We start from the raw sequence: 20,163 nt of genomic DNA, 5'->3' as shown, positions 1-20,163 counted from the left end.
TCGCTTAATGCAAGGCTTTTCATTTCCTCATTCTTTTTCAGCTGTCATTTGTTGGTACTCTTCAAGCACTTGCCAGCCATTCCAAACTGGTTTTGCACCCTCTAAAATTAATTTATGCGGCCCTTCGGATAATGGAGAGCTAATGTCCCCTGGCACTGCAAAAATATCCCTGCCATGATCTAGGGCATGTTCAATTGTACTCAAAGTTCCACTTTTCACGTAGGCTTCTGTGACAACAACGCCCTTAGACAATCCACTGATAATGCGGTTCCTCATCGGAAAATTCCATTTTCTCGGTTCCATATACGGTGGATATTCCGTTATAACCAAATGTTTTTCTTCTATTATATTATTCAATGACGCATTCTCTTTTGGATAAGGGTGAAGAAAGCCGCTGCCGGTCACAGCAATCGTCCGGCCACCAAGATCGATCGTTTTTTGGTGGGCCATCGCATCTGCGCCTCTTGCCAGTCCACTGACTATGACAAAGCCGTTTTCAACGAGTGGCGGCACAATCTTCTGCAACGCTGCCCGTGAGTAGGGGGATGCTTTTCGCGAACCAATGATCGCTATCTTTTTCGGTTCAGCCAATAAAGTAAGGTCTCCCTTAGCATAGAGCACAGCAGGTGGATCGATCAATTCAAACAGGTTTTGAGGATACAGGGGATGTTGATAAGATACGGGGATTATCTTATACTTTTCGTAGGTTTCAATCAAGGGGAATGTCAAAGATTGTCGGTAAGAGGCTTTCAACTTAGTCGCCTGTTCCAGTTTTATGTTCAATAACAGCATCAGCTCGTATGGAGACATTTGTTCAAGCTTCGTCAAATCCGGATCCTGTGCCAAAAGCGGCAGTAATTTCTGCAAGCTTTTCGGAAATACATAATGCAACGCCAATAAGCGCTTCGTAAATTTTTTGTCCATTTTGTTCCTCCTGTTCTAGTTTGGATAAAAATAAACTGCTTCAGCAAAAGAGCACCTTGTCTCCATACTAATGGGTTTTAGGCTAACCGTAAACCGGAAAATATTTTTATTGCTTGTGGGCTTGCCTTTTGATTTTTAAAATTGGTTTTCCGGCATTCCGCGTATACCTACATTGAAAACGAATAGCTATCCATCAGACACAATCTCCTGCTTTTTATGAGCTGATTATCGGAAGGAGTCCATATAGTGCAGATCAAAATCATCATTCATTGCTTAGCGGCAGTCCTCTGGTCTTTCTCTGCTGCTTACCTTTTCTATATTTATTATTTGAATGCGGGGTATTGGAAAAATCCGTTGTATGTCAGCTTGTTTTTATGTTTTATTGTCTTTATAAGTCGGGTGGGCTTCAACAAATTGAATTTATTTATTTTCATTTTCTATATCGGATTCGCCATTTGGTTTACTGCAGATCTATTTTTAGCTTTAACAGGGACATTTAGGTAGACCGACAAGGGGATGGCATTGCCGCCATCTCTAAATTCCATCCACAAAAATCCGTTTTTCTTCTATATAATAATAGAAATATGCTAGATGAACACTTATCCCTTTTCGATTTGCAGTTTAAAAAGGCTCATCCGGAAAATCATTTGTTGAATTCTTGGAACTATGTTTAACTTTGTCCGTATACATAGATATTCGAACTTCTCCGGAATAAAATGATGGAGGTGCCAGTATGGGTGAAAATAAAGATGTTCAAGAAGAAAAACGAAACAAAGAAAACGCCGCCAACATGGGCGTCGGCATTGCACTTGGGGTATCTATTGGATCCGCTATCGGGGTGGCTATGGATAATTTGGCTATTGGCATCGCACTTGGCATAGGGATTGGAATTGCTTTTGGCAGTTCCGGGGCTTTTACAAGCAAAAAGTAATGAATGTACGGAAAATTATCGAAGGTTTCATAAAGTTTCATTGCCTTCAAAAAACGCCCACTGGAAGCTGCGCAAGACTTTTCCGCTTCATCAATACACATACAAAGAAAAAGGCTCAAAACGCTATATAAGCAGCGTTTTGAGCCTTTATTATTAATGGGTTTTACACTTGTCGTACAACCCTTTTTCTCTGATGACTTTGATCAAAGTTTCTCCGATAACGGATGGAGTGTCTGCAACTTCGATACCTGCTTCGTTCATAGCTTTGATTTTATCGGCAGCTGTTCCTTTACCGCCAGAAATGATCGCACCGGCATGGCCCATACGTTTTCCTTCAGGTGCAGTTTGTCCACCGATAAATCCTACTACAGGTTTCGTCATGTTCGCTTTAATCCACGCAGCAGCTTCTTCTTCAGCTGTTCCGCCAATCTCACCGATCATTACGACTGCGTAAGTATCTTCATCTTCATTGAATTCCTTCAATACGTCGATAAAGTTCGTGCCATTGACAGGGTCACCACCGATGCCGACAGCTGTCGACTGGCCAATTCCCTCTTCTGACAATTGGTGAGTCGCTTCATACGTCAAAGTACCTGAACGCGAAACAACGCCAACATGTCCTTTTTTGTGAATGTAGCCCGGCATGATGCCGATTTTACATTCGTCCGGAGTAATTACGCCCGGGCAGTTTGGTCCGACAAGACGTGTTTTCTTGCCTTCCATGTAACGCTTCACTTTGACCATATCCAATACAGGAATATGTTCAGTGATGCAGATGGCCATATCAAGATCAGCATCAACAGCTTCAAGAATTGCGTCAGCTGCAAAAGGAGCCGGCACATAAATTACAGATACATTGGCACCTGTAGCTTTAACTGCGTCTTCAACTGTGTTGAAAACAGGCACGCCTTCAGCTTCAGTTCCGCCTTTACCCGGTGTTACACCCGCAACGATTTTCGTTCCGTATTCAAGCATTTGCTTCGTATGGAAAAGGGCAGTTGACCCTGTAATTCCCTGTACTAACACTTTTGTGTCTTTGTTAATGTATACACTCATTTTTGTCCCTGCCCTTCTTTAGCCTACAAGTTCTACGATCTGTTTAGCGCCATCTGCCATTGTACCAGCAGCGATAATATTAAGACCTGATTCGTTTAGCAGTTTTTTACCTAAATCAACATTAGTTCCTTCAAGACGGACAACTAACGGCACTTCCAAACTTACTTCTTTAGCAGCTTGAATAACACCTTCCGCAATGATGTCACACTTCATGATACCACCGAAAATGTTAACGAAGATTCCTTTTACATTCTTATCAGACAGAATGATTTTGAAAGCTTCTGTTACTTTCTCAGCAGTGGCACCGCCCCCAACGTCAAGGAAGTTAGCGGGTGTTCCGCCGTAATAGTTGATCGTGTCCATCGTTGCCATAGCAAGTCCGGCGCCGTTAACCATACAGCCGATGTTCCCATCTAAAGAAACATAGCTCAAGTCATACTTGGAAGCTTCAATTTCTTTTGGATCTTCTTCGTCGTAGTCGCGCATTTCCATAATGTCCTGATGACGGTAAAGAGAGTTAGCATCAAAATTGAACTTCGCATCCAATGCCACAACTTGTCCGTCTCCAGTGACAACCAATGGGTTGATTTCAACGATCGCTGCATCTTTATCAACATAGGCTTGATACAAACCAAGCATCAATTTAGCTGCTTTGTTGACCAATTTTGCAGGAATGTTCATGTTGAAAGCCATACGGCGTGCCTGGAAGCCAGTCAATCCGACAACCGGATCGATTTCTTCATAGAAAAGGCGTTCCGGTGTGTTTGCTGCTACTTCTTCAATGTCCATTCCGCCTTCTTCAGAACCCATAAGAGTTACACGTGAAGTTTCGCGGTCTAGAACCAATCCAAGATAATATTCTTTTTGAATATCGCTGCCCGCTTCAATGTACAAGCGTTTCACTTCTTTACCTTCTGGACCTGTCTGATGCGTAACAAGCACTTTGCCAAGAAGTTCTTTAGCGTATGTACGCACTTCATCTAAATTTTTTGCAAGTTTTACTCCGCCAGCTTTACCACGGCCACCTGCATGGATTTGGGCTTTCACCACAACAACATCTGTACCAAGTTCTTTAGCGGCTTTCACGGCTTCTTCAGGAGAAAAAGCTACATAGCCTTCAGGAACTGCTACTCCATATTGCTTTAGGATTTGTTTTCCCTGATATTCATGGATATTCATCTGTCATCCTCCAATCAAACATCTCTATCGTAATTTTATTACCTTTACCATTGTATTAAAGTTGTCACAAAATGTCCACCAAGTTAGCTGTTAAGCAGGAATTTCCTTTGCTTAAAACAGAGAACTTCTCGTTAAAAGAGATTTAACAGGTTCAAACGTGGTTCGATGTATCCTGCATGGCCCATGCTTCTCAAGTGCGGCGACATGGTCTTTGGTGCCGTATCCGGCATGTTTTTCAAAGCCATATTGCGGATATTGAATTGCGTATTTCTCCATGATGGCATCTCTACCGGTCTTTGCCAAAATCGAGGCTGCTGCAATACTCAAACTCTTGGCATCCCCTTTGATGATGGATTCACAAGGCATCGGCAAATCCAGCATCATGGCATCTGCCAGCACGATAGAAGGCGCAGGCGAAAGCTCCAGAGCTGCTTTGGCCATGGAATTCCTGGTCGCCTGGTAAATGTTCACCCGATCGATTTCTTCCGGCGGTTGAACGTGCACTGAGTAGCTGACAGCAATCTGTTTGATGATTTCGGCAAACTGATCACGTTTGAGTTTGCTTAATTGTTTGGAATCATTTAACCCTATAAGGCTGGAACAATCCTCAGGCAGAATGACTGCAGCCGTGACAACCGGGCCAGCAAGCGGACCTCTGCCTGCTTCATCGATGCCTGCCACTAAGGCAGAGCCTTGCTTTCTAAACAAACTGTCGAAATGCAATTTAGCATTATGGTTTTCCAGCAATTTTTCCTGCTGCATTCTTTTTCTATGCCATGAGGCCAATAAAGCCTGTACGCTTTTGCGTGGATCATCTTGGAGTTCATCCATCCACAGCTGCCATTCTGTGGTCGCGTTCAGCCTGATTTTTATTTCATTTGTTTTTTGCATTTCTCCAACTTCTTTCTTTTGCAATTTTTCTCGTTTGCCGCATACCTTGCCAAGATCTAAAAGCCCATTATTCTTCGCTTCAACATAAAAAGCTGTTCCTCAAACCTGAGGAACAGCCAGTTACCGAATGGAGCGAATCCTCACTCTTCTTCAATCATTTCATCTCTGTAATCGAACGTCACTTTACCTAAATGCTGGTTGCGGATATCCCGAACCACTACTTCTGCCGTCGTTTCATAATCGATATCGCCATGTTGGTCGTAACAACCGCGTTTTTTGCCGATGTGATCAAAGGTATTGACGATTTCCTCGTCAACATGGTCAATGCCATAGCGCTCCATCATGCGTTCCGGATAGCGCTCTTCCAGGAATTTCAAAGAGTAAATCGCCAATTCCTGCATTTGGATGACTGAATCTTTGATGGCACCCGTTACCGCTAATTTCAAGCCGGTCTCCGGATCCTCAAACTTCGGCCATAAAATACCAGGGGTATCCAACAACTCAATTTCCTTGCCGACTTTAATCCATTGCTGTGCTTTTGTCACCCCCGGCATATTACCGGTCTTCGCAAGACTCTTCTTCGACAAACGGTTAATGAGCGTCGATTTTCCGACGTTTGGAATGCCGACAATCATCGCACGAATGGCACGGGGCTTGATGCCTTTGGCAATCATGCGATCCCATTTGTCTGACAGTATTTCTTTCGACGCTTTTGTCACGAGCTGGAGCCCTCTTCCCTCAAGGGAATTGATGGCTACCGCCCGGGTACCTTGATCCTCAAAATAACGAATCCACTTTTTCGTTTCAACTTCATCTGCCATGTCCATTTTATTCAAGATAATGAGACGGGGTTTTTGCTGAATCACTTGATCGATCATCGGATTTCGTGAAGATAAAGGTAACCTGGCATCCACAAGTTCAAAAATGATATCAACCAACTTTAATTTTTCAGTAACTTGTCTCCGTGCTTTTGCCATATGTCCAGGAAACCATTGTATCGTCATAAAACCACTCCTTATTTGACAACTCCCGCTTCAGCCAACGGCCAAAAAACGAAACTTGTATCCCCGATCACTTCGTCGGTCGGGACCAATCCGATATGGCGGCTGTCTTTGCTTTGGCGGCGATTATCGCCCATCACAAAAACAGATCCTTCGGGTATGGTGCTTTCTCCCGTTACATCCTCCAGAGCAAAATCTTCTGTCAATGTACCGGTTATTCCTTGCTTGTAGATATCCAGATAGGGCTCTTCAACTGCTTCACCATTTATATATAACTGATCGTTTTCATAGGCGACATGATCTCCCGGCAATCCGATTATACGCTTGATATAATCTTTTTGTTCCGGTGCATGAAAAACGATGATATCGAAACGGTCAGGTTCTCCGACAGAATAACCGATCTTGTTGACGATCATCCGATCTCCATGTTCTAGAGTCGGCATCATCGATTCTCCATCCACTACAATCGGCGTGAATAAAAAGAAACGGATAATTGCTGCCAAACCGAAGGCGATCAACAGAGCTTTGGACCATTCCCACAGTTCATTCTTCTTCTTCACTTCAGTCTCCATGCGTGTTCCTCCCCATGCGTACTGCTTTAATTGTACAAGGAAATAAACTTTTTAGCAAAAAGAAAGAGGGCGCAAGCGCCCTCTTTCATTAATGCAATCTTATCGAATTTCTTTGATACGAGCTGCTTTACCGCGTAGATCACGCAAGTAGTACAATTTCGCACGACGTACTTTACCACGGCGGGTAACTTCAAGCTGTGCAATTTTTGGTGTGTGTACAGGGAATGTACGCTCAACACCAACACCGTATGAGATTTTGCGAACAGTGAATGATTCACTGATTCCGCCTCCACGACGACCGATAACTACTCCTTCGTATACCTGAATACGTTCGCGTGTACCCTCGACAACTTTAACGTGGACGCGGACAGTATCTCCAGGACGGAACGTTGGAAGATCCGTACGAAGCTGTTCTTTAGTGATTTCTGTAATAATGTTTTGCATTATTTTTCTCTCCTTCTACAGATGCTCTTACACCCAAATGGACTGTTGCAGCGGAACATCGTGATCCTGTACTTCACATAAAAGTACAGTATCCATACTACCACTAAACAAATTCCAGCGCAAGAGCATACTGCGATCTATTTTTGTTTTTTCAGCTGAGCGATTATTTTCTGTTGCTTGTCGTTCAATTCGATTTTATCAAGCAAATCCGGCCGGCGCTCCAACGTCCGTTTCAAGGTTTGTTCTTCACGCCACTGATCGACTTTGCCATGATTCCCGGAAGTCAAGACCTCCGGCACCTTCCACCCTCTGAATTCGGCTGGACGCGTGTATTGAGGGTGTTCTAAGAGCCCTGTAGAGAATGAGTCACGAACAGGAGAGTCTGCGTTCCCTAATACCCCTGGAAGCAGTCTGACGACACTGTCGATGACCGTCATGGCTGCCAGTTCTCCACCAGTCAACACAAAATCCCCAATCGAAATCTCATCCGTAACCAAGTGTTCGCGGATGCGTTCATCATAGCCTTCATAATGGCCGCAGATGAATACCAGTTCCTTCTCAGCCGCCAGCTCTTCTGCTTTTTGCTGCGTAAAACGCTCGCCTTGTGGACACATCAAAATGACCCTTGGCGTGCTTTCTTGAGTCAGACTTTCAACGGCATTGAAAATGGGCTCAGGTTTCAATACCATGCCAGCACCTCCGCCGAATGGATAGTCATCAACTTGCCGCTTGTTATCGGCAAATTCACGGATATCCACAACATTCAAGCTGACCGCATTTTTTTCCTGCGCTTTTTTCATGATCGAATGTTGAAAGACGCCTTCAAACATCGGAGGAAACAGCGATAGGACGTTAATGTTCATCAAGACAACAAACCTTCCATCACTTCGATGATCACTTTCTTTTCATCTACATCCACTTCTTTTACAATATCTTCAATATAAGGAATGTAGTGTTTCTTCCCTGTTTTCGGGGTCACTTCCCAAACATCATTGGCGCCTGTCTCCAAAATTTCACTGATGGTTCCGATTTCCTCTCCATCAGTTGAAAAAACTGTACAGCCTAAAATTTCATGATGGTAGAACGCATTGTCTTCAAGCTCCGACAAATCGTGTTCAGCGATCTTTAAATAGGATTCTTTAAACGGTTCTACATCATTGATGTTTGGGTAGCCTTCAAACGTCACCAATTCAAAATTCTTATGCTGGCGATGGCTGGCGATTTTCACCATGATCGGTTTTTTTGCATCCGGCGTGAAAAGCCCCAGTTTCGTTCCTACCGCAAATCGTTCTTCCGGAAAATCGGTGCGCGACAAAACACGCACTTCGCCACGGATTCCATGGGTATTGACAATTTTCCCTACATTAAACCATTGCACAAGCAAACATCCTTTCGTTTTTTCTGAAAAAAAAGGAAGGAACCAGGGCTCCTTCCTTCTTCTTAATCCACAATATCGAGGTAAGTTTTCTTCTTATGATAACCACCTGCTGCTGAGTACACAATTGAACGGACAGCTTTCGCTACTCGTCCCTGTTTCCCGATCACTTTCCCTGTATCCTCAGGATGCACAGAAAGCTTGTAGACGATTCGGCTTGCGTTTTCGTCGGTTTCGACATGAACATGTTCCGGATAATCAACTAACGGTTTCACAATGGTCTCAATCAGCTGCTTCATAAGAAAATCTCCCTTACTTGCTTAATTTTTCGTTATGGAATTTCTCCATAATGCCTTTTTGAGAAAACAAGTTGCGCACAGTGTCAGATGGTTTAGCACCATCATGAAGCCATTTCAACACTAGTTCTTCGTCGATCTTAACTTCAGCTGGAACTGTCAGCGGGTTGTAAGTACCTACTGTCTGGATTTGACGGCCGTCACGTGGAGCACGTGAGTCAGCTACTACAATACGGTAAAAAGGAGATTTCTTAGCTCCCATACGTTTCAAGCGAATTTTTACTGCCATTTCTTAAAGCACCTCCGAATAGTTTCACACAAGATATTATATTAGCAAGCTTTAAATAGTTTGTAAAGTATTTTTTCTTAACACCTTAAATTTTTACTTGAAAAGTGAGTCCAGGCCTGGCATTCCCATTTTCTTTTTGCCTTTTTTATTGGTCATGCCAGACATTTGTTTCATCATTTTCTTCATGTCTTCAAACTGTTTCAAGAGCCGGTTGACATCTTGAATGCTCGTTCCTGAACCTTTGGCAATTCGTTTTTTTCGGTTTGCGTTGATGATTTCGGGTGTGGTTTTTTCCTTCGTCGTCATCGAATAGATGATGGCTTCCACACGATCCATTTGGCTTTCATCAACTTTAGCGTTTTCAAGGCCTTTAATTTTATTGGCCCCTGGAAGCATCTTCAGAATTTCATCCAATGGCCCCATTTGCTTGACCTGAGACATTTGTTCAAGGAAATCATCAAAAGTGAACGTGGAAGTTCTGAACTTCTCTTCCAGTTCTTTGGCTTTTGTTTCATCCACGCTTGACTGCGCCTTTTCGATCAGCGACAACATATCGCCCATCCCAAGGATACGCGATGCCATACGTTCCGGATGGAAAGCTTCCAGCGCATCCATTTTTTCACCCATCCCGACAAACTTGATCGGTTTCTGGGTAACAGAACGGATTGACAGAGCTGCACCGCCTCGCGTATCGCCATCCAGTTTCGTTAAGACGACACCTGAAATGCCGACAGCTTCATCGAAGTTCTGCGCCACGTTTACGGCATCCTGACCAGTCATAGCATCAACGACCAGGAAAATCTCATCCGGCTCTTTAAGGGCACGAATATCCTTCAATTCCTGCATCAAGGCTTCATCGACATGCAGACGGCCTGCCGTATCGATGATGACTGTATCCAAATGTTCTGTTTTTGCATGTTCAATCGCCTGGCGGGCAATTTCAACAGGAGACAGTTCTGTCCCTTTCGAAAAGACTGGAAGAGACAGTTGTTTACCGATTGTCTCAAGCTGCTGAATTGCAGCCGGACGGTAAACATCGGCTGCTACCAGCAGTGGTTTACGGTTGTGTTTTCTGCGCAACAGATTGGCGAGTTTTCCGGTAGTGGTCGTTTTACCGGCTCCTTGCAGCCCGACCATCATAATGACGGTTGGCTGTTTTGTGGAAAATTCGATTTTCCGTTCTTCGCCGCCCATCAATTCAGTCAGTTCATCTTTAACGATTTTGACGACTTGCTGGCCAGGAGTCAGGCTTTCCATGACATCCTCACCAACCGCGCGTTCGCTGACTTTCTTGACGAATTCTTTGACGACCTTCAAGTTGACATCCGCTTCGATTAAGGCGAAACGGACTTCCCGCATCATTTCCTTAACGTCTGCTTCGTTGACTTTTCCTTTGCCTTTGATCTTTGTCATGGTGCCTTGCAGGCGTTCGGATAATCCTTCAAATGCCATTCTTTCCGCCTCCTAGTCCCATTCCTTCAGTTCGTCCAGAAATTGCTGGACGTGTTCTTCTGTGAATGGCTGTTTTTCAAATGACGAAACCAATTGCTGCCGTTTCTGAAATTTCTCGAACAGCTGCAATTTGCGTTCATATTCTTCGAGCATCGCTTCCGTTCGGCGGATATTATCATAAACTGCCTGGCGGGTGATGTCGTATTCTTCCGCAATTTCGCCCAGTGAATGGTCATCTAAATAATACAGCATCATATAGCTGCGCTGTTTAGGCGTCAGGAGCTCCTGATAGAAATCAAACAAATAGTTCATGCGTGTTGTTTTTTCCAATCCCATCATTGATGCTCACCCCACTCATTCTACTGCTTAGAATACTGAATTTTAATAATGCTGTCAAGTAATTTTACTTGTCTGTCTGTGCATCTTCCAATTGCTGCTCTTTATCCAAGCCTTCAGCAAATAAACCATAGACATATTTTTGGGCGTCAAACGGTTGGAGATCATCCAATTTTTCACCCAAGCCTACGTATTTCACAGGAATCTTCAGCTTGTTGCGGATCGCCAAGACAATACCGCCTTTTGCCGTTCCATCCAATTTGGTCAGGACAATGCCTGTGACATCCGTTACTTCTTTGAACGTCTGCGCTTGGATCATGGCATTTTGTCCGGTTGTGGCATCAAGTGCCAGCAGCACTTCATGGGGCGCGCCTGGAACTTCACGTGATATGACACGGTGCACTTTCTGCAGTTCATTCATCAGATTGACTTTGTTCTGGAGACGGCCAGCCGTATCACAGATCAAAACATCCACTCCGCGGGATTTAGCCGAACGGACAGCGTCATACATGACGGCCGCAGGATCTGAACCTTCGCTTTGCTTGATGACGTCAACGCCTACACGCTGGCCCCAAACATCCAATTGTTCGATTGCTCCCGCACGGAATGTATCACCTGCGGCCAACATGACGGTTTTGCCTTCGTTTTTGAAACGATGCGCTAATTTACCGATTGTGGTAGTTTTTCCGACCCCATTGACGCCGACCATTAAAATAACCGTCAGACCCTCAACGAAATTGATTTCGTTGATTTCGGCTTCGCCAGCCTGATAGATTTCAACCAATTTTTCAGAGATGACAGATTGAACGTTTGATGTGTCCTTGACGTTTTTCCGCTGCACTTCAAAACGCAAGTCGTCCATCAACTCAAGGACTGTTTCAAATCCAACGTCCGCCTGCAAAAGGATTTCTTCCAGTTCCTCAAAAAAGTCTTCGTCGACTTTGCGGTATTTCGCCACTAAATCATTGATTTTTGAAGTAAAGCCTGTACGGGTTTTGGCTAAGCCTTCTTTGTATTTTTCAGTTGATTCTTCAGCCTCGGCGTTCCCAGCAAATTTTTCTTTTAATTTTTTAAAGAAACTCACGTGACCACTCCTCTTTTAAATTTTCTCTTCAAGTTTAACGGAAACCAATTTCGAAATTCCAGATTCCTGCATGGTTATGCCATACAAAACATCCGCGCCTTCCATTGTTCCTTTACGATGCGTAATGACGATGAACTGTGTGTCTTCGCTGAATTTCTTCAGGTATTGACTGTAACGCACGACATTCGATTCATCAAGCGCCGCTTCTACTTCGTCAAGGACACAGAATGGCACAGGGCGCACATTCAAAATCGCAAACAATAAAGCGATGGCAGTCAGTGCACGTTCCCCTCCCGATAAAAGGGTCAGGTTCTGCAGTTTTTTGCCTGGCGGCTGAGCGATTATTTCCACACCGGTCATAAGCAAGTCCTGCGGATCGGTCAGTACGAGATCCGCCGAACCTCCACCAAAAAGCTCTTTGAAGACACGTTGGAACTGTTTGCGGATTGCGTGGAAGGTTTCATCGAAACGGCTGGTCATTTCCCCATCCATTTCACGAATCAATGTACGCAAAGTATCTTTTGCTTCATTCAAGTCATTGCGCTGCTCCGTCAAAAATGCATGGCGGTCAGAAACATGATCGAATTCCTCGATGGCGCCAAGATGCACCGGCCCGAGTTCCTCAATCGACTGCTTCAGCAACTTGACCTTTCTGCGGACAACTGTTTCTTCGTCCATCATTTCAAATTGTTTCGCCTGCTCCAGTGTCAGCTGGTAACTGGCTTCAAGCTGCGCAATAAGGCTTTGGATCTGGACATCCAATCGCGTCGATTTGACTTCACAGATTCGGATGGCCTCTACATAGCCTTTGTAGATGCGCTGTTGTTCCCTTAGGTTTTCTTCAAGCTCATTCAGGCCATTTTGCTGCTCTGCCCGCTGTTCTTTCGTCTGGTTGACAGTTTGCTGAATCTGCACTTTCTTCGCTGACCAAGACTCGATTTCACGAAGGATTTCCTCATCCGAATAGACTTTTGCCGCTTCTTCCGACTGGATCCACTGCAGTTCTTTTTGATGTTCCTGCAGCTTGCGGTTACTTTTCTCCAAGCGTTCAGAAAGTTCAGCTTCGCTGGCAGTCAATTGCGTGACACGTTCTTTTGTCACCGCATATAAGGACTTCTGTTCAGCTAATTTCTCCAGAACCTGATCGCGTGCTGATTCATTTTGCTGCTTGAACAGCGTCAATTCGTCGATTTTCACAGTAATGGCGTGCAATTCTTTAACGATGCTCTCAAGGCGGCTGGCGGCTGTTTCCTGACGCCCGGTAATGGCCGTCAAATCGTATTCCCTGTTTTTCTGTTGCGCTTCGAAAAGGCGGAAACGCTCAATGGTGGTTTTTAGTACCGCCTCAATTTCACGCAGGATAATGGCACTTTCGGCTTCCATATCGCGGTATTTTTCGCCTTCGGCCCGCAGAATTTGAATCGATTCTTCAGCTGCTTTGACATCCGCCTGCTCTTTCTGAACGGTTTTCTCTGCATTCAGGATCGTTTCTTTCAATTCCGAAGCCTGTACCAGCAATTGTTCAAGCTCCGCTTTTCGCGTAAAGAAAGAGGCTTGCATTTTGCTGGCTCCGCCTGTCATCGATCCACCGGCATTGACGATATCGCCTTCTAGTGTCACAACACGGAAACGGTTGCCGGTTGCTCTTGCAATAGCCGTGGCACCTTTTAAATCAGTCGCAATGATGACATTGCCCAATAAGTTTTCAATGATCATGCTGTATTGTGGATCGTAGCTGACCAATTCAAAAGCCATGCTGATATAGGAAGGATGTTCACGGACTGTGGCCAGTGTATGTTCTGGAATCTTTCTGGCCTTCATGACAGTCATCGGCAGGAACGTGGAACGGCCTGCTCTTTTCTTCCGAAGAAAATCGATGGCTTCACGGGCATGCTGTTCATTTTCCGTGACAATGTGCTGGCTGGAAGCGCCCAAAGCCGTTTCGATGGCTTTGGCGTGGGTTTTCTCCACTTGCGCAAGCTCAGCGACAGCCCCTCTAATTCCTGCTAGATGACCTTTTTCACGCGCTACCAACACTTCACGTACCCCTTGGAAAAACCCCGAAAAATCAGCTTCCAGTTCTTGAAGTGTGCCAATCCGTGCAGCTAATTGCTTCTGCGATTGATACGCCTGGAACAGCATCGACTGTTTTTGTTCGAAGTTTTGCTTCTGCTGTTGGTAGGCAGCTTCGCTGTCTTTGTATTGCTGGCGTTTGTCATCCAATAACGTTCGGATTTCTTGAGCGTTCTGCTCCGCTTTCGTTTTTTCACTTTCCAGCTTGGACAACTCTGCCGTAAAGTCCGTGCGCTGTGATTCGATGCGTCCTGTCGACTCGGATAATTGCTGTGCCTGCAAACCGATATTCTTCAATTCATTTTTAACTGTTGCCTGTTCATTCATCAATTCAATATAAATAGACTTGCAGTTTTCAATTTCATTTTCGATGTCAGCCGGGCTGCGGTTCAATTGTTCTTCAAGTTGTTTGATTGCCGCTCTAATTGTCTGCAGCTCCACTTTGCGCTCTTCCAGCAAAACTAATTGCTCGGTATGCTTCTTTTCCAAAAAAACATTTTCTATTTTTTCAGCATCCACATTTCCCTGCAATTGCTTGGCTTGCCGATGGGCATTGCTCTTTTTCTCGGACATGAGCAATTTGCGCCCTTGCCATTTCTCGGTCTCCGCACTCGCTTCCACAAGAGAATTCTGCGCCTGATCTATTTTATTATCCAGATCAGCCAAAGTACGGCGGATTTTTGCAACTGCACGTTCTTTCAGATGGATATCAGCTGATAATTGCTGTTCTTTTTCCGTATGTGCTGCAGCATCGAACGTCAGCTGTTCCAATTCCTGCTCCAAGTTGCCCGCATCAAATGCCAATAAAGCGATATCGGCATCTTTCAGTTGTTCGTTCATATCCAAATAATCGCGCGCTGTAGAAGCTTGGATCTGAAGCGGTTCCATCCGGCCATCCAATTCATGCAGGATATCCAGCACCCGATTCAGGTTTTCATCGGTTTCGTTTAATTTCACTTCAGCTTTTTTCTTGCGCTGTTTGTATTTCAGGACACCGGCGGCTTCTTCAAAAATCGACCGGCGCTCTTCTGCTTTGGAATTCAGGATCTCGTCTACACGCCCCTGTGAAATGATGGAAAAGGCTTCTTTTCCAAGCCCTGAATCCATAAACAGGTCGGTGATATCCTTTAGCCGGCAATTTTGCTTGTTCAGCAAATAGGCACTTTCGCCACTGCGAAAAACCCTTCTCGTTACGCTGACTTCGCTGTAATCGAGAGGGACACGGCCATCTGCATTATCTAAAATTAACGTGACTTCCGCAAAATTCAGCGGTTTTCGGGAATCGCTTCCTGAAAAGATCACATCTTCCATTTTGGCTCCGCGCAGTGATTTCGCGGATTGTTCACCGAGCACCCAACGGATGGCATCGGTGACATTGCTTTTGCCGCTGCCGTTCGGTCCGACGACGGCTGTTACTCCGGGTACAAAATCAATGCCAATGCGATCAGCAAACGATTTGAACCCCATGACTTCCAATCTCTTCAAAAACATCGTTAATCCTCCGCTGCTTCTTGCAATTTACGGATTGCCAGCTGAGCTGCCTGCTGTTCCGCCTCTTTTTTGGACCGGCCGTTGCCGACTCCGAGCTCCTGGTCTGCCAGAGACACTCGCGTCACGAACACACGGCTGTGTGCAGGTCCGGTTTCATCGATAATTTCATAACTCAATGCCCCATTATTCTTCTGCTGTATTAATTCCTGCAATTGGCTTTTATAATCCATCACATGCGAAAAAGCACCGATTTCTACTTTTGGAAACAATATCTTCTCCAAAAACGCGACAACTGGGTCCATTCCCTGATCCAGGTACAGAGCGCCGATATAGGATTCAAATACATCTGCAAGCAAAGCTGGACGCGTCCGGCCCCCTGTCAGCTCTTCCCCTTTTCCTAACAGGATGTATTTGCCGAATTGGAGTTCATTGGCAAATAAAACAAGTGACGGTTCACAAACGATGGCTGCACGCAGCTTCGTCAATTCGCCTTCGCTCATTTCAGGATATTTCATATAGAGGTAATGCGAAACCGATAGTTCCAGCACTGCATCTCCCAAAAATTCCAATCGTTCGTTATCGGTAAATTGTTTTCTCCGATGCTCATTCACATAAGATGAATGCGTAAATGCCTGATACAGCAGGGCGGGTTTATTAAATGAAACGTTCAGCTCTTTTTGCAGTTGTTCAAACGCCGCTTTGGCACTTTCTTTTATAACGCCTGGCTTTTGATGATTCGCTTTTCTATTCATTGCCATTTTTTATCTGCCTTCCTTTGTGGACTTCCATCAATTTTACCTTTTTTTCAGCTATTGTGCAAAAAGAGAATTGACGCACAACTGCTTAGTATAACAGCAATTGTGCGTCAATGGGTGTTTAAGTATCTTTTTCGAAAGGACCGCTTGGTCGCTTCTGCATTTCTTGGTGTCCAGCTTCAACGGCCAGATTCTAGGGTCATAAGCCACTCCAGCTAGGCGGCTGAAAACGCCGCTTCGACGGAGCGTCTTATGCCCGTCAGAGCTACACAGGCGCTTCTGCATTTCGTGGTGTCCAGCTTCAGCGATCAGACCCTCGGGTTCATAAGTCACGTCGACTGTGCGGCAAAAACACGCCGCTTCGTCAACGCGCCTTATGCCTGTCGGGTCTTAACGATCGCTTCAGCATTTCGGCCTTAAGCTTGCTTCTTCTCGATGTACGTTACTGCGTCGCCTACTGTAGCCATGCTTTCAGCATCTTCGTCAGAAATTTCCATATCGAATTCATCTTCAAGTTCCATAACCAATTCCACTACGTCCAATGAATCTGCACCTAGGTCACCGGTAAATGAAGCTTCAAGTTTCACTTCGCTTTCTTCTACACCTAGACGATCCACGATTACTTTAGTTACTCTCTCTAATACTGTTGACAATGTCGTCACCTCCCCTCAAATCAGTATACAAAAAACTTTCTTACATGACCATTCCGCCATCAAGATGAAGCGTTTGGCCCGTCATATAGGAAGCATCATCAGAAGCCAGGAAAAGCGCAGCTTTCGCGACATCTTCAGGCGCACCGAACCGGCCCAACGGAATTTGTCCCAACATCGCTTTTTGGACATCTTCGGTCAATTGGTCGGTCATATCGGTCGTGATGAATCCGGGCGCTACAGCATTGGCTGTGATGCCGCGGCTTGCCAATTCACGGGCTGTTGTTTTAGTCAATCCGATGACACCCGCTTTTGATGCGACATAGTTTGCCTGTCCCGCATTGCCCATGACACCTACGATTGAAGCGATGTTAATGATCCGGCCAGCACGTTGTTTCATCATTTGGCGGGTCACCGCTTTGGTGCAAACAAAGACACCTTTTAAATTGGTGTTGATGACATCATCCCATTCATCGTCCTTCATGCGCATCATCAGGTTATCACGGGTAATTCCGGCGTTATTGACCAAAATATCCACAGACCCGAAAGTTTTCATGGCTCCATCCACCATTGCCTTGACTGATTCTGAATCTGAGACATTGGCTTTGACTGCAATCGCTTCTCCGCCGTTTGCTTGGATATCTGCTACAACCGCTTCCGCTTTTTCTTGGCTGCCGCTGTAATTGACAACCACTTTAGCTCCGTTTGCTGCGAATTGCCGAGCGATTTCCGCTCCGATCCCGCGGGACGCTCCGGTAATGATTGCTGTTTTCCCAGCTAATTTGCTCATTTCGCCAACTCCTCTACCGCTTTTTCAAATGACTCCAGGTCATAGACCGGCAAGGTTTTAACCGAACGGTCAATTTTTTTCACAAGTCCGCTCAATACTTTTCCTGGGCCGATTTCGATGAAGACCGTAACGTCCAAATCGATCATTTCACGGACAGATTGCTCCCATAGCACCGGTGAATACAATTGGCGTACCAATAGATCCTGTATTTGAGCAGCATTCGTTTCCGATTTGGCCGTAACATTCGAAACCACCGGTACTTTAGCATCCAATAGGAAAGCAGCACTCAATTCTTTTGCCAGGTCCTGCGATGCCGAACGCATCAATTCCGAATGGAAGGGTCCGCTGACATCAAGCGGAATCGCTCTTTTGGCACCGCGTTCTTTGGCCAGCAGACAAGCCTGCTCCACTCCTGCTTTTGTTCCAGAGATAACGATTTGTCCTGGGCAATTTAAGTTGGCCAATTGAACAACACCTGTGGTATCAGTGACTTCATTCGTCACTTTTTCCAGCTCTGCACTGTCCATACCCAGAATAGCCGCCATCGTGCCTTCTCCTGCAGGAAAAGCGGTATTCATGAACAAACCACGTTTATGTACGATGTCGACAGCTGTCGGAAATTCCATCACATTGGAAGTAACCAGCGCGCTGTATTCACCAAGGCTATGGCCGGCTGTATAGTCAGGCCGGATACCAGCACGGATCAACCGTTCTGTAATCATTGAACTGACTGTCAGCAAGGCAGGTTGAGCATGATAAGTCAGCGTCAATTCTTCCTGCGGCCCTTCAAGCATCAGTTTGGATAAGTTCAGGCCTAGGGACTGATCCGCGTTTTCAAAAAACTTCCGGCTTGTATCATCAGTTAAAAAGCTTTCGCCCATTCCGACCGCCTGAGATCCTTGGCCTGGATAGATAAATGCAATTTTAGTCTTCATGGACAGTCTCCTTTTTCAGCGTACTGTAAATTGTTCCGGTTACATCATATTCCACCATCGTGCGTGTCTGGCGTATCGCATTGAACAATGCTGTAGCGTTCGACGAACCATGCGCTTTGATGACAGGCGCCTTCAAACCAAACAGGCCAGCACCGCCGTATTCGCTGTAATCCAGCATGCCTTTCAAGCCTTTGATATTGTCTTTCACCAAGAAAGCGGCAACTTTTGTTTTAGCAGAACTCATGAACACATCTTTAATCATGGAAAAGACATTCATTGCCGTACCTTCTATTGTTTTCAACACCATATTGCCTGTAAACCCATCGGTGACCACAACATCCGCAACACCATTCAACAGATCACGCGATTCCACGTTGCCGATAAAGTTGACAGGCGCTTCCTTCAATAAAGGAAAAGCTGCTTTGGTCAAATCATTGCCTTTTTTCTCTTCCGTCCCGATATTCAGTAACCCGACCGTCGGATTTTCAATACCTCGGACTTTTTCCGCATAGATGCTTCCCATGATGGCGTATTGCACAAGGTGTTCCGGCCGGGCTTCTGCATTGGCGCCCATGTCCAGCATAACAAACCCTTTTCCATCAATAGTCGGCAAGGTTGGTGCCAATGCAGGCCGGTCCACACCGTCAATTCGGCCTACAACAAACAAGCCTGCTGACATGAGTGCTCCTGTATTTCCTGCTGATACGCATGCGTCTGCCTGGCCGTCTTTTACAGCTTGAGCCATACGGACCATGGAAGCGTCTTTCTTGCGTCTGACTGACCGGACCGGATCATCTTCCGACTCGATGACCTCTTCACAATGGACGATTGTCAGGCGTTCATGTTCCTTAAGAAATTCCTGCATTTTTTCCTGATGGCCGTATAGTTGGATTTCAATATCACTGAATTCATCCAATGCTTTGTATACTCCTGCGATAATTTCTTTGGGGGCATTGTCTCCACCCATTGCGTCAACCGCTATTTTCATTTCTCGTCACCTTCACTTTGCTCTGTCATTCGATACATTTCAAATGTTCCGATGAAAACCGTCAGTTGATCGACTGCCGAAACGACTTTCACGAACGCCCGATTTTTTTCAGGATGGCTGTCGACCACTTCCGCTTTCGCAACGACACGTTGGCCCGCTGTAACCGGACGCAAAAATTGCAGTTCCGATTTCACGGTCAATGCCAACTCTTCGTTCATCACCGCAACTGCCAGAGAATTGGCCTGCGCGAACAGGTGATGTCCCCTGGCAATCTGATTTCGCTGAAAAACATGCTCCGGTTTTACATCAAAAATCGAAATTGCTTTTTTATCCAATTCAATATCAATAATCTCCCCAATGACTTCATCAATCGGGAGGGATTTCACTTCGTCTTCAAAGGTTTTTACGGCTACGTGCTTAATGCGCTCCCGCAATTCCGGTATGGCAAGTTCCATCCGGTCCAAACGGATCGTCTGCACGCTGACATCAAATTCAACCGACAGCTCTTCGTCCGTTACAAATGGATTATCCCTGATCGTATCCTTCAATGCTTGTTGCCGCTCTTTTTTTGGTCTTCTCACTATGTCACCGCCCGCTATTAGCACTTGGTACTAACATCAGTATATAAATAACAAAAAAAGAATGCAAGGG

22 protein-coding genes are annotated in these 20,163 nt (G+C 45.3%); 1 reads left to right on the top strand and 21 read right to left on the bottom strand.

Annotated elements, in window-relative coordinates; translation table 11 throughout:
* Positions 1-27 precede the first annotated feature (27 nt).
* Positions 28-924, bottom strand: coding sequence for a DNA-processing protein DprA (gene dprA, locus QMA04_RS06520; RefSeq protein ID WP_290184627.1), 897 nt, complete (start codon positions 922-924; stop codon positions 28-30).
* 733 nt (positions 925-1,657) lie between these two features.
* On the opposite strand from dprA, the gene QMA04_RS06515 reads away from it, so the two are divergent.
* Positions 1,658-1,855 (top strand): glycine zipper domain-containing protein, encoded by a 198-nt coding sequence (locus QMA04_RS06515; protein WP_290184626.1) that lies wholly within the window; start codon positions 1,658-1,660, stop codon positions 1,853-1,855.
* 153 nt (positions 1,856-2,008) lie between these two features.
* Here QMA04_RS06515 and sucD read toward each other — a convergent pair whose 3' ends face one another.
* The 20 genes from sucD to fapR all read right to left on the bottom strand — a co-directional run bounded on the left by sucD (position 2,009) and on the right by fapR (position 20,093).
* The gene (gene sucD, locus QMA04_RS06510; protein ID WP_191714054.1) at positions 2,009-2,911 is read right to left on the bottom strand and encodes a succinate--CoA ligase subunit alpha; all 903 of its coding nucleotides are present in this window, start codon (positions 2,909-2,911) and stop codon (positions 2,009-2,011) included.
* An 18-nt stretch (positions 2,912-2,929) separates the two neighbouring features.
* Positions 2,930-4,090 (bottom strand): ADP-forming succinate--CoA ligase subunit beta, encoded by a 1,161-nt coding sequence (sucC, locus tag QMA04_RS06505; RefSeq protein ID WP_191714053.1) that lies wholly within the window; start codon positions 4,088-4,090, stop codon positions 2,930-2,932.
* 111 nt (positions 4,091-4,201) lie between these two features.
* On the bottom strand, positions 4,202-4,981 hold the full coding sequence (locus tag QMA04_RS06500; RefSeq protein WP_290184625.1) for a ribonuclease HII: 780 nt from the start codon (positions 4,979-4,981) through the stop codon (positions 4,202-4,204).
* A 140-nt stretch (positions 4,982-5,121) separates the two neighbouring features.
* The gene (gene ylqF, locus QMA04_RS06495; RefSeq protein WP_191714051.1) at positions 5,122-5,985 is read right to left on the bottom strand and encodes a ribosome biogenesis GTPase YlqF; all 864 of its coding nucleotides are present in this window, start codon (positions 5,983-5,985) and stop codon (positions 5,122-5,124) included.
* Between the two features lie 11 nt (positions 5,986-5,996).
* A complete protein-coding gene (gene lepB, locus QMA04_RS06490; RefSeq protein ID WP_191714050.1) occupies positions 5,997-6,554 on the bottom strand; it encodes a signal peptidase I in 558 nt (185 codons plus the stop codon).
* A 99-nt stretch (positions 6,555-6,653) separates the two neighbouring features.
* Entirely contained in the window at positions 6,654-6,998 is a 345-nt protein-coding gene (rplS, locus tag QMA04_RS06485; RefSeq protein WP_191714049.1) for a 50S ribosomal protein L19, read from the bottom strand.
* A 137-nt stretch (positions 6,999-7,135) separates the two neighbouring features.
* Entirely contained in the window at positions 7,136-7,861 is a 726-nt protein-coding gene (gene trmD / locus QMA04_RS06480) for a tRNA (guanosine(37)-N1)-methyltransferase TrmD (protein WP_290184703.1), read from the bottom strand.
* Entirely contained in the window at positions 7,861-8,376 is a 516-nt protein-coding gene (rimM, locus tag QMA04_RS06475; protein ID WP_203339427.1) for a ribosome maturation factor RimM, read from the bottom strand. The genes trmD and rimM overlap by 1 nt, the downstream gene beginning before the upstream one ends.
* Positions 8,377-8,438: 62 nt before the next feature.
* Positions 8,439-8,672, bottom strand: coding sequence for a KH domain-containing protein (locus QMA04_RS06470; protein ID WP_191714047.1), 234 nt, complete (start codon positions 8,670-8,672; stop codon positions 8,439-8,441).
* A 13-nt stretch (positions 8,673-8,685) separates the two neighbouring features.
* Entirely contained in the window at positions 8,686-8,958 is a 273-nt protein-coding gene (rpsP, locus tag QMA04_RS06465; RefSeq protein ID WP_191714046.1) for a 30S ribosomal protein S16, read from the bottom strand.
* A 93-nt stretch (positions 8,959-9,051) separates the two neighbouring features.
* Entirely contained in the window at positions 9,052-10,410 is a 1,359-nt protein-coding gene (gene ffh / locus QMA04_RS06460; RefSeq protein WP_191714045.1) for a signal recognition particle protein, read from the bottom strand.
* 12 nt (positions 10,411-10,422) lie between these two features.
* Entirely contained in the window at positions 10,423-10,746 is a 324-nt protein-coding gene (locus tag QMA04_RS06455; RefSeq protein ID WP_191714498.1) for a putative DNA-binding protein, read from the bottom strand.
* A 67-nt stretch (positions 10,747-10,813) separates the two neighbouring features.
* On the bottom strand, positions 10,814-11,830 hold the full coding sequence (gene ftsY, locus QMA04_RS06450; protein ID WP_191714044.1) for a signal recognition particle-docking protein FtsY: 1,017 nt from the start codon (positions 11,828-11,830) through the stop codon (positions 10,814-10,816).
* Between the two features lie 15 nt (positions 11,831-11,845).
* Positions 11,846-15,394, bottom strand: a complete 3,549-nt coding sequence (smc, locus tag QMA04_RS06445) for a chromosome segregation protein SMC (protein WP_290184622.1) — start codon at positions 15,392-15,394, stop codon at positions 11,846-11,848.
* A gap of 2 nt (positions 15,395-15,396) precedes the next feature.
* Positions 15,397-16,152 carry a ribonuclease III gene (rnc, locus tag QMA04_RS06440; RefSeq protein WP_301610302.1) on the bottom strand — a complete coding sequence of 252 codons (756 nt, stop codon included), beginning with the start codon at positions 16,150-16,152 and terminating at the stop codon, positions 15,397-15,399.
* Positions 16,153-16,565: 413 nt separating this feature from the next.
* Positions 16,566-16,802 carry an acyl carrier protein gene (locus QMA04_RS06435; protein WP_146556574.1) on the bottom strand — a complete coding sequence of 79 codons (237 nt, stop codon included), beginning with the start codon at positions 16,800-16,802 and terminating at the stop codon, positions 16,566-16,568.
* A 40-nt stretch (positions 16,803-16,842) separates the two neighbouring features.
* Entirely contained in the window at positions 16,843-17,589 is a 747-nt protein-coding gene (fabG, locus tag QMA04_RS06430) for a 3-oxoacyl-[acyl-carrier-protein] reductase (RefSeq protein WP_191714042.1), read from the bottom strand.
* Entirely contained in the window at positions 17,586-18,524 is a 939-nt protein-coding gene (gene fabD, locus QMA04_RS06425; RefSeq protein ID WP_191714041.1) for an ACP S-malonyltransferase, read from the bottom strand. The genes fabG and fabD overlap by 4 nt, the downstream gene beginning before the upstream one ends.
* On the bottom strand, positions 18,514-19,512 hold the full coding sequence (plsX, locus tag QMA04_RS06420) for a phosphate acyltransferase PlsX (RefSeq protein ID WP_290184618.1): 999 nt from the start codon (positions 19,510-19,512) through the stop codon (positions 18,514-18,516). The genes fabD and plsX overlap by 11 nt, the downstream gene beginning before the upstream one ends.
* Complete coding sequence (gene fapR, locus QMA04_RS06415; protein ID WP_290184616.1) at positions 19,509-20,093, bottom strand: transcription factor FapR; 585 nt, start codon at positions 20,091-20,093, stop codon at positions 19,509-19,511. The genes plsX and fapR overlap by 4 nt, the downstream gene beginning before the upstream one ends.
* Positions 20,094-20,163: the final 70 nt, after the last annotated feature.

It is taken from the genome of Planococcus sp. APC 3900, assembly GCF_030407735.1.
GTDB lineage: Bacteria > Bacillota > Bacilli > Bacillales_A > Planococcaceae > Planococcus > Planococcus notacanthi.
Note: the sequence above shows the minus strand (reverse complement) of the source record. Positions and strands in the feature narration are given on the sequence as shown.